The 9912-nt window shown below is 56.9% G+C and carries 13 protein-coding genes; all 13 read right to left on the bottom strand.

Annotation, left to right across the window (positions count from 1 at the left end; translation table 11 throughout):
• Positions 1-35 precede the first annotated feature (35 nt).
• The gene (locus tag HOLFODRAFT_RS0215445) at positions 36-1202 is read right to left on the bottom strand and encodes a tetratricopeptide repeat protein (protein WP_005034728.1); all 1167 of its coding nucleotides are present in this window, start codon (positions 1200-1202) and stop codon (positions 36-38) included.
• A gap of 39 nt (positions 1203-1241) precedes the next feature.
• Positions 1242-1805: a tetratricopeptide repeat protein gene (locus tag HOLFODRAFT_RS21695; protein ID WP_005034726.1), complete on the bottom strand. Its 564-nt coding sequence runs from the start codon at positions 1803-1805 to the stop codon at positions 1242-1244.
• Positions 1806-1910: 105 nt separating this feature from the next.
• Positions 1911-2723 carry a flagellar type III secretion system pore protein FliP gene (fliP, locus tag HOLFODRAFT_RS0215430; protein WP_211237972.1) on the bottom strand — a complete coding sequence of 271 codons (813 nt, stop codon included), beginning with the start codon at positions 2721-2723 and terminating at the stop codon, positions 1911-1913.
• Complete coding sequence (locus tag HOLFODRAFT_RS25845) at positions 2720-3142, bottom strand: flagellar biosynthetic protein FliO (protein WP_425280015.1); 423 nt, start codon at positions 3140-3142, stop codon at positions 2720-2722. Before HOLFODRAFT_RS25845 ends, fliP begins: the two co-directional genes overlap by 4 nt.
• A gap of 98 nt (positions 3143-3240) precedes the next feature.
• Positions 3241-3540 carry a FliM/FliN family flagellar motor switch protein gene (locus HOLFODRAFT_RS23435; protein WP_244432635.1) on the bottom strand — a complete coding sequence of 100 codons (300 nt, stop codon included), beginning with the start codon at positions 3538-3540 and terminating at the stop codon, positions 3241-3243.
• Positions 3541-3623: 83 nt separating this feature from the next.
• A complete protein-coding gene (locus HOLFODRAFT_RS24645; RefSeq protein ID WP_005034718.1) occupies positions 3624-4424 on the bottom strand; it encodes a hypothetical protein in 801 nt (266 codons plus the stop codon).
• A 5-nt stretch (positions 4425-4429) separates the two neighbouring features.
• Positions 4430-5605, bottom strand: coding sequence for a flagellar hook protein FlgE (locus HOLFODRAFT_RS0215415; protein WP_005034716.1), 1176 nt, complete (start codon positions 5603-5605; stop codon positions 4430-4432).
• A 9-nt stretch (positions 5606-5614) separates the two neighbouring features.
• A complete protein-coding gene (locus HOLFODRAFT_RS0215410; RefSeq protein WP_005034714.1) occupies positions 5615-6001 on the bottom strand; it encodes a flagellar hook assembly protein FlgD in 387 nt (128 codons plus the stop codon).
• A complete protein-coding gene (locus tag HOLFODRAFT_RS24640; RefSeq protein ID WP_005034712.1) occupies positions 5998-7101 on the bottom strand; it encodes a hypothetical protein in 1104 nt (367 codons plus the stop codon). Before HOLFODRAFT_RS24640 ends, HOLFODRAFT_RS0215410 begins: the two co-directional genes overlap by 4 nt.
• Positions 7098-7604, bottom strand: a complete 507-nt coding sequence (locus HOLFODRAFT_RS0215400; protein WP_005034710.1) for a hypothetical protein — start codon at positions 7602-7604, stop codon at positions 7098-7100. The genes HOLFODRAFT_RS24640 and HOLFODRAFT_RS0215400 overlap by 4 nt, the downstream gene beginning before the upstream one ends.
• Positions 7601-9016, bottom strand: a complete 1416-nt coding sequence (locus HOLFODRAFT_RS21685) for a FliI/YscN family ATPase (protein WP_425280014.1) — start codon at positions 9014-9016, stop codon at positions 7601-7603. The genes HOLFODRAFT_RS0215400 and HOLFODRAFT_RS21685 overlap by 4 nt, the downstream gene beginning before the upstream one ends.
• Before the next feature lie 89 nt (positions 9017-9105).
• On the bottom strand, positions 9106-9624 hold the full coding sequence (locus tag HOLFODRAFT_RS24925) for a FliH/SctL family protein (protein WP_158412970.1): 519 nt from the start codon (positions 9622-9624) through the stop codon (positions 9106-9108).
• Entirely contained in the window at positions 9621-9887 is a 267-nt protein-coding gene (locus tag HOLFODRAFT_RS24920) for a hypothetical protein (protein ID WP_158412969.1), read from the bottom strand. The genes HOLFODRAFT_RS24925 and HOLFODRAFT_RS24920 overlap by 4 nt, the downstream gene beginning before the upstream one ends.
• Positions 9888-9912: the final 25 nt, after the last annotated feature.

Here is a 9912-nt window from a genome sequence, read left to right as displayed (position 1 = left end):
GTGATCAAGCACCACGCAGGGATGATCGGTAAGAGCTATGGACGCGTGGCTCGGTTCGCTCCGTATTTCAGCACAACATCCGCAAGGGTTTTCCCTTCCTCACCCGCAACAGGATGCTGGGAAAGGTACCGCTGGGCCATCCTGGCAAAAGCGTCAGAATCACCCGCCTCCCCTTCCAACAGGTGCTGGGCATAGCGGGCTGACAGACATCGTGGGTCAAGCTTCAAGGCCACCTTGGCCTCTGTTGCAGCGGCCTCAGGCAGGTCCAATCGGGCCAAGGCAACGGCCAAAGACCCATGGCTTTCAGCAAAACTGTGATCCAGCTTCAGCGCCCGCTCGAACGCATCTCTGGCAGCCTCAGGACGACCAGCCATGAATTCGCACCATCCCATGCCGATCCAGGTGCCGATATGGAAAGGCATGTAGGTGACGGCTTTTTCGAATGCAGTCTGAGCTGATGGGATATCAAGACTCAACATTTTAGTGAACGCCATCCCCGACCAAGTGCGCCCATCCAAAGGTTTTAGTTGGATAGCCTGTTCAAAGCGGCGCGTGGCCTCAGGAACGTCCTGTCTCCCCAGAGCCAGGGTGCCCGTGGTCACCAAAGCCTCTAACTGCCTGGGATCCCCCTCCAAAGCCCGCTCGGCCCAAGCTCGTGACTCATCCAATCGCTCGGCATCAAAAGCCATCAGGCTTGCCACTCCCCATGCTTCGGGCGAAGGGTTACGCTTGGCCATGGCCTCGGTGAAGGCCTGGAGCCCCTCGTCCAACCGGGAGCTGTGATGCTCGCACCTCAACCAGAGAAGCCAAGCCAATTCACCCACCTCCCCATCGGCAGGAATCAATAGGGCCGCCTCCTCCCTAGCATTGGAGACAGCCCCGAGGGCGAACTGTGTATAGGCCAAGTTATAACGAGTTGTCAGATCGTCATGCCCCTCGGCGATCAGGGCTAAGAGGCCATCCCTGGCATCACCAAAGCACCCCTGTGCCATCCACAGAACAATCTGCCTGTGACGCCAAGCAACCTCTTGAATGGGCTGTTGCATTCCCCATTCCACCTGACGGTTGGCCAAGTCAACTTCACCCTGCTCAAGAGCCACCTGGAAGAGGTCGGCCCGGAGGCGGTCATTGCTTGGATCCTGTGCCAGGAATCCTTGTAAAACCGTAAGTCGATCCGAAGACGCCATCTGGGCCTGAACCATGCCAAATACCTCACCCAATTATCATTCTAGATCGTCGATTTACTGAACTTTCCCGTAGTTCGACAAGAGGAAGTGGGCATCAGCCTGAGGGTCTTCAACCGAAGGGTCACTTCCGTCAGAGGAAGTCTCAGATCGGGCCTCACGAATGCGCTGAATCATGAGTTGCATGTCCTGGTTCAAAGGAGGGTTCTCAGCGTTCTGGCGAATTCCGGCCTCCAGGCAACGGATGGCCTCGTCAAATTGATCCTGGGCGAGGGCCGCAAATCCTTCCTTGAAAAGGTACAGGTAGTGATCCCGTCCCAGGATCTCAAGGGGCACCCAGGTAACGAGGGCAGATGAAGGCCGTCCGCTCGTGAACTGAAGAAGGCCCAACTGGAATCGAGCGATGGCGAAGTCAGGAGCTTGGAGAAGAGCGGCAGTGTAAGCACCCTCAGCTCGATCATATTCCCGATTCTGGGCGTACTCGCCCGCCAGTAGCAGCAATAGCCTCGGGTCTTCTGGGTGCGCTTCGACCGCAGCCTGCAGTCGTGCCAGCGATTCTCCCGGCCCGACTTGACGCATGCCGGTGAGGACGGTTTCCAAGTATTCGGGAAGGGTATTCATCGAGCATGTTCCTTTGGGAGGGACCGCCAACAAGGGCCCCTGAGGTTAGATTGCGGACTCCCTGATGGAATAGAATAAAAGATTAGCACAATAATCCCGCCACCCTCAATGGAAGGAACCAACGAGTGCGCGCAACAGCAATCCCCAGCCGTCGATAAGCACGAACATCAAGATCTTGATCGGAAGACTGACAGTAGACGGCGGAATCATCATCATACCGAGGGCCATCAGCACGCTAGCCACCACCAGATCAATCAAAAGGAACGGGAGGAAAACGACAAATCCAATCTGGAAAGCAGCGCGAAGCTCCGAAAGCATGTAGGCGGGCACCAGCTGGACATTACTGATGTCGTCTATTGTTTTGGGAGTTGGCGCCTTCGAAAGCTCCACCATCAGGGCAAGATCCTGCTCACGGGTTTGCCGTACCATGAATTCTCGAACAGGACTGCTCCCTTTCCGATAGGCCGTCTCCACAGACTGCTTACCGGCCATGAAGGGCTGGAAAGCCTCCTGGTTCACCCTCTGAATGACCGGCGACATAATAAATAGCGTCAGGAATAAGGCCAAACCAGTCAGGGCAGTATTTGGTGGAGTCTCCTGCATTCCCAGGGCGTGGCGAAGCATGGACAACACAATGATGATGCGGAGGAAGGATGTAACACAAACAAGAAGCGCCGGGAGGACAGCCAAGACGGTGAGCCCCAGCACAATCCTCATGGCTTGAGCAGTCTCGGCTTGCGGGGTAGGCGTTACCTGAGGAACTGGGACCGGGGGGTTCTGTACCGTATTTTTGGTTGGAGATGTTGCGACCTCCGCCGCGGGCGCAGCGAGTTCCTGGGCCCGACAGGGAGACCCTAAGCCTCCCCCTGCAATAAACATCATTAACAAGATCAGTGCAGATGAACGGAAAAGCTTCATGCTTGCTCCCGAGTCACGTCAGGCTCTTTAATGGGCCGCTCCGCAAGCAGATTCAAGCCATGCTCCGTGCATCCAACCAGCCATTCCTTGCCATCCCACTGAACAACATGAAGGGATGCCCGCGTGGTGAGACGGGTAGATTCGAGGACCTTGACTCCCGAGGAAGGTACTGCGGCGAAAAGCCACTTCCGCCATTCCTTGATGGATGATTCGGGTTGAGACCGTCTAGCCAGAAGCCACCGCCACAGACACCAGGATCCCCCACCCAAGAGCAAGAGAACCAGGAACCCACCGCGCAAAGCACCAACGCCTGTGGAGTCGGCCAACGTGCCTCCATCTCGACGGAGAGGAAGGCTGGCAGGAAGATCCACCACCCCGACGGGCTTGGCCGTGGGCACCGGGGCCTCCCCGGCAACCATAATGCATCCGGCAAAACAAAAGAAAACGCACCAACTCCACCGCCTAAAAGCGGTAAGGAAATTCAAACAGGTGACCCAAAACGGCATCATGAACGAATTCAAGGATTCAGAGGCACGGGTAGCTCGGTCACCCGAACCCCGAAGGTGTCTTCGACTGCGACCAGTATCCCCCTGGCAATGACCTTCCCTTCCAGGAGAATATCGACAGGCTGCTCTACCGTTCGATCCAGGGTCAGAACCTGCTGCTCCCGCAGACCCATCAGGTCTCCGATGGTGATCTCAGCCCCGCCCACACAAACGCTGATTCGGGTTCGTACCTGGTGGAGGGGGTTGGGCAATGATGCCCCTAAGACCGCCGGAGCCCCCGCCGAAGAAGAAGTTGCCTCCAACTCACTCATGGTCAACGTCAGAACATTGGGTATTTCGGAAGATGTCATTGTTGCTCTCAATAATTAATTGTTAATTTTTTAATACAGCGACCCTACGAAAGAATCTCCAGAGCTCTATAACCTTCCCGCTTCCCGAGAAACCCTTCAAGCAAGTTCCCACCTGGCGAACCCGCCAAAGAAACCCGCAAAGGCACTTCCAGGTGATGGAGCGTCTTTAAAACAGAACCCGCCTTAATGGCAACGAGCGAGCCCAGGTTGATGTCCATTTCCTGGGTCTCCACCTGCAAGCGGATGGGAATTGGGGCCAACGCCTTCAACAGTGGTGACAATGGGGGAAGCTTTGGCAGTGGCGCACGCGATTGGGGAGCGACCATACGAGCCACCCGTCCACAGCAGATGAGAAGCCTGAAGATTACCTGGCCACAGGAGACTGGGATGACCATCCCCCCAGACCAAGGCCTCAGCACCTCCTCAAGATCCTGCTCTGGGAGCCCCTTGGCACTTACTTCACCTCCTTGGCCAAGAGTGGCCAAGCGCAGCAGAAGATCGGTCCAGGCCGATTCTGCCATTTCTTCCGCAAGGCGTCCTGAATGACTGGCACTTGTGGTCGTATCTCCGAAGAGTGCCTGGACAAGGCCTTCAGGCCGTGTCCCGCCCTTTTCCACCGCAAACCAAAGTCCCCCATTAGAGGTTACGGGCATCCAGTCATTCACAACCGTTTCGACTGAAGAGGCATCTGGCCTTGATCCGAGAAGCGGCAAACTCCAGGCCTCGCGCCAGCGCTCAACACATGCCGACACGGATGTTTCCACCTGCAGGCGCTGTGCGGAAGTCCAGCAAAATAACTGGCGCCAGCGTTCAATCTGCCTGGGTGCATCAAAAGGTACTGACATGTTTATCAACCTTTCGACATGCCGTAGAGAGAAGTCAGCATTTCGCTCGCCGTCGATACGACCTGGGAGCAGGCCTGGTAGCCACGCTGCATAATCACGAGACTGCTGAACTCCTTGGAAAGGTCAACATTGGACATTTCGACTTCGCCAGACTGAATGGCTCCAAACTCCCCTGTGCTCGCCACCCCAACCTGCCAGGCATGCCCATTCTTGACACCAAATTCGTTATTACCCACTGATTCCACATCCTCTTCGGATCTAAACTGCCCGAGGGCCAGCTGCTTGCTCTTGACCGTTTGCCCATTGGAATAGGTCAGGACAAGCGTGCCGGTGCCATCGAAGGTCTCCTTGGTGAGGGTGCCGGCGGAGTATCCATTCTGGCTAGCGACTGCGAGGGATGAGGAACTCCCAGAGTCGTACGAGGTCACATTGCTAGAGAAGTCCAGAGTCAACGCGACGGCGGTTCCACCAGTGGGCGTATAGGTCACGGCCACCGAATTGCTGCCGGACACCGGCTGCCCGCCGCTGAAGGCTATAGTGCCGCTCCCAACCGAAGTAGTTCCGTCCATCAGAGCTACGGTCCACGTATTGGAGGAGCCGCTAACCGGCGTAAAGACAAGACTAAGAGAATGACTACTCCCAGCCGAGTCGATTACTGTCACATTGCTTATCGTATTCGTCGTCGCGGAGGAGGAGAGATTGCCAGTGAAGGTAATCGTCGAAGTCGCCTTGGCGGGGTTGGTGCGAAGATTTGTCAAACTGATATTGGTTAGCGCACCGCCATCCAATGCCAGCACCTCCTCTCCAGTGGTGGAGGAAATCAGAACCCCATCACTATTGAACTTGAATTGGCCATCTTTGCTGTAGTGGATATTCCCACTGCTGTCCCGAAGGGTGAAAAAGCCTTTCCCATCGATGGCTAGGTCAAGTGCGTTGTCTGTGCTTTGGAGTTGGCCCTGCTTGAAGTTAAGAGAAGTGCCCAGAGTATTCACCCCATAGCCGCATTGCCCAAATCGCCAGCTGCCCCCACTGGAGCTTCCACCGTAGAACATGTCCGCAAATTGCGTACTGGCACCCTTGAACCCTGGAGTGTTCAGGTTGGCGGTGTTGTTGGCAATGGTTCGAAGCCCGTCCTGAAACCCCTGCAAACCGGTCTGCGCGATGGAAATCGAGTCGATCATGGTTGCTCCCTATTGAACAGAAGTGATCTGGCTGATGCTGATGCCGGAAACGGTTCCACTGGTCGTGCTCAACGTAAGTGTCGGAGAAGAGCTCGAAAGATCGATCTGCTTCACCGTCCCAGACATCGGGCCACTTGAAGTGCTTATATTAACAGTCTTGCCAATCAGGCCAATGGACTGCTGGGCCGCCTGGTTACTAACCAGGGTTTGGATGTTGGTGTTCATCTGCTGCGTTTGTTCCAAAGCTGTGAATTGGGCGATCTGGGCGAGAAACTCCTGATTGTCCATCGGCTTCAAGGGGTCCTGATACGTCAGCTGGGTCATCAGCACCTGCATGAAGTCATTCAGGGTGATCGTGCTGTTGTTGGAAACACCGCTCACTGCAGTCGTGCTCATGGCACCTCCAAAAAGTCATTGAAATACGCATAACGCCCATAACCAGAGGCAGCAGAGTGTGGTGTCTCCGATCCAAGTCCAAAGGAACCTTGACGCAGCCGATGCAAAGGCACTGGGCGTCCATTGCATACCAAAGACGCCAGACTCTGGCCTTGACTGGCAAACCACTGCTGGAGATGGAGTGTGAGCTGCTCCATCTGATCGGGTTGACCAAGCCGCGTTCCGATCCAGACACGAATCCCCTCGTCCGCCCACTCAACGTGCAGACGAACCGGAACTTCAGGCGACGGCTCCGCAGCTGGAGGAGCTTTTGCAGCCCCCTCGGCTCCGGCCAGCTCCAGTTCAGAGCTAAGCCCATCATCTTGGACAACGGCAGGCACAGAAGAATAGATGGGTGGAGCCTCCCCGAAAGCCGATTCAGCCGGAACCTGCGCCGACGGATCTACGAAAATCAATTCCAAAGAACGGTGGGTGGCCACCTCCCCAGTAACGACAATGGAGGATATTTCCCATGCGGGTGATGGGGTGAGCCCCTCTTGTCCGCTGGCACGCAATGTAGGAACGCTGGCTCTCGCCCCCTCCAGAGCCCGAGTAAGCGCCTGAGTCAGCTCATGGCAGGTGCCAGCAAGCTGTTTCCCATCGCTGGTATCTCGATGCTCTCGAAGTGTCACGACTTGAACGTGGTGTGAAACGTTTTCCTCATAGGGACGAGCAGAAGGCTCAATTGAATCCAAGAAAGCAGACGCAGGAAGGGTTTCTGTTGTGGCCCTCTGTTCTGAGGCGTTGTCACTGAGCGTTCTTTCCGGAGTGCCGTATGGGGTGGCCTTCTCGGTCCCAGGAACGAGCATCGGCGGACAGCTGGTCGAGGTCTTGGCGGAAGAAAGGTCTAGCCAAGGGACTGTCGTCGCCCCACCTTCAGGCCTCGCCACTTCAAGAGAACCAAACCACCCAGAGAAATCAGGTTCTTGCGCTCGTTCAAAAGCCCGCTGCCAGGCAATATCCCGTGAAGGACTCCCGCCAAGGCTTCGCTGGCCCTGAGCTGTGTCCGCTAGGCTCGAAGCCGAGGGGGTGACCAGTTTGAGGTTCGCAACCTGGGTCATGCGCCACCCCAGGTTTTGCGAAGCTTGGGTCGGCTTTTCGGGTCAAACTCTGAGCGCCTGGACCGCATGGTCAGCCAATCCCGATCAGCTTCTTTGGCCATGCGATTCGTTTCACCAACAGAGAATTCGGCGATGCAGTCTTTTCGATGGGTATCCAACACATCCAGCTTATATTGCTGCACGAGGCACTTAGCGCGCAATTGAACCCGCTCCTCACGCAGCCTGAATAGATCATCCTGAAGACCCAAGATCTCTGTTTTCAAGCGAACCAGCCAATGGAGTTGGAGAGAAAAACAGGATTGGGAGATACCTTTGGATCGCTCCAAGCCGATATCTCGACTAAGCATAGAGAATGATTCATTGCGCTGTTCGAGTTCTTTTTCGATCTCGTGGATGCGGGTTTGCAGGCTCCCGAGCTGGACCAGCAGGCGGTCCAAGCGCCATTGGCGCTGCTGCCTCAAAGGCTCCAGAGCATAGCTGAACCCCCGAAGGTCAACGCTCATGCAACCCCCTTACCGAATGTTTTGCCTTCGGCAGAACGCCTCTCTTCAAATGACTTCCGCCACGCCGCCAACTCCTGCAAGGCCGCGGCCCTCGTGATCCCCCCCTCGGCCTGGCGCAACCAAGCCAAGAGCTGTGGTTGACAAGCCAGTGCTGCATCCAGCTCAGGGTTGGACCCCTTCTCGTAGGCTCCCAACTCCACCATCTGTCGATTCCGCTCAAGCAGGGAGAGAATTCGGACGGCCTCCATCAGAAGCACGCGCTCTTCTGATGTCGTGAGGTCAGGTAACAAACGGCTGGCGCTTTTCAAGAGGTCGATGGCTGGATATTGCCCTTGGTGCGCTAACTGTCGGGAGAGAACGATATGCCCGTCCAGGATGGCCCTAAGAGCATCAGAAACCGGCTCATTGAAGTCGTCACCTTCCACAAGGACAGTCAGAAGGGCTGTGATGGAACCGCCAGAGGCGGAAGTACCACAGCGCTCGCAAAGTTCAGGAAGCTCTGCGAAGACGGAAGGGGTATAGCCCCTCGCTGTGGGCGGCTCACCCGCCGAAAGCCCGACTTCTCGCCGAGCCATGGCAAGGCGCGTGATGGAGTCCATGGTCAAGAGGACCTGTTGTCCCTGCTCTCGGAAATACTCTGCGATAGCAATGGCTGCGTGGGCGGCGCGAATGCGTGCAAGAGCAGGCTGGTCTGCCGTGGCCACCACGACCACCGAACGTTTCCTCCCCTCAGGCCCCAGGTGCTTCTCAATGAACTCCCGCACTTCACGGCCACGTTCCCCAATAAGCGCTATGACATTCACATCAGCTTTGACATGCCGGGCGATCATCCCAAGGAGGGTGCTTTTCCCCACGCCACTACCCGCAAAGATGCCCATACGCTGCCCCTGGCCAAGCGTAAGCAGAGCGTCAATACTGCGAACACCTGTTTCCAAAACCTTGTCGATCCGGGGGCGGCGCATGGGATTGCTGGGACGCCCTTTCAGTGGACGGGAAACCAGAGTGCTTACAGATGGCTGCCCATCCAACGGCCTTCCAAAGCCGTCAATAACTCGCCCCAGCAGGGCATCACCCACGGGGATACGGGACTGATCCCCCAGAGCTACTACCGTCCCTCCAGCAACCAAGCCTTGGGTCCCGCCGAAGGGAAGCAGCGTCACATGATCCGTCTGAATACCGACAATCTCGGCAAGCACAGGAACCTGTGAAGCTGGGACGGTGGCCTGAGCACCAGCGGCCCCTAACAGACCACCTTGGATCTGGAGGCCGGACCTCAGCAAATCCCCAAGGCGGGATGGGATAGGCATGCCTGGCGGGAGAATGGCACAGAGTTCACCCACGTGACCCTTTGGACCGATGGCCTCAATAGCCAAACCATGCAGAGACCGCACAGCACCAAAGCGCCGTCCCAGCTCCGCGTGACGCACCCTCTCTGTTAACCCCCTCAGTGATTCCGAGCGGAGATGGTCTTTGGGGGGCAGATGAGCTTCGGTTGAAGACGTCATCCATTCTCCCCAGCCGGTAAAACCGAAGCCCTGGCCTGAATCAACAGATCAGATAAAGACCCCAACTCGGTCTCAAGCCTGGCATCCAGGCTCCCCTGGCTGGACCTGACAATACATCCCCCAAGGCGGACCTGATCATCCGGAACCCAGGCGGGAATCCCTCCCTGTCGTTTTTGAAGCCACTGAGCCAAGACAGGATCAGTCTCAAGCCCTTCGTAGTCCTTCGGGTGGACATGGATTGCAACCAACCCCACCAAGGGGCTGTAGGCGCCGGAACCGCAGCATTGCTCGATGGCGTGCCTGACCTTAGCGGCCACCACCTCCCGGCGCACGATTTTCTCTCCAAGGACCCGACAGATGGCGGAAAAGCTCAAAGCCACCATCTCGTCTTCCAAAGCAGCCAGACGGGCTGCCAATTCCACCCGAAGCTGTTCCGGAATGGATTTAAGCCACTGGTCCAAAGTGCCTAGCCGATCTTCGATGGCCGCCTGGGCATCCTGGGATTTGCGAATCACGTCCCTGCGCCCCTCTTCTTTTCCCTCAGCCAAGCCTCGCGTGAAGCCCTCCTCATGGGCTTTTGCACGCTCTTCCTCCAGGAGCCTTGCGCGCCCTTCAGCAAGACCAGCTTGAAAGGCCTCCTCCCTGGGGTCCCTCTGGGGTTGGGAGGGGAGCTCCGCCCCAGCTCCCCCTTGACGAACGTCGGATTCCGATCTGACAGCCAGAGGCTCCCCTCGTCGGCGGAGTAGGCGAGTTCGCTTCTCCCCCTCGAGAGGTTCAAGAAAGACCTTAGCCAGGGCGGGGTG

Origin of the sequence: Holophaga foetida DSM 6591 (assembly GCF_000242615.2) — a bacterium.
Classification (GTDB): Bacteria; Acidobacteriota; Holophagae; order Holophagales; family Holophagaceae; genus Holophaga; species Holophaga foetida.
Note: the sequence above shows the minus strand (reverse complement) of the source record. Positions and strands in the feature narration are given on the sequence as shown.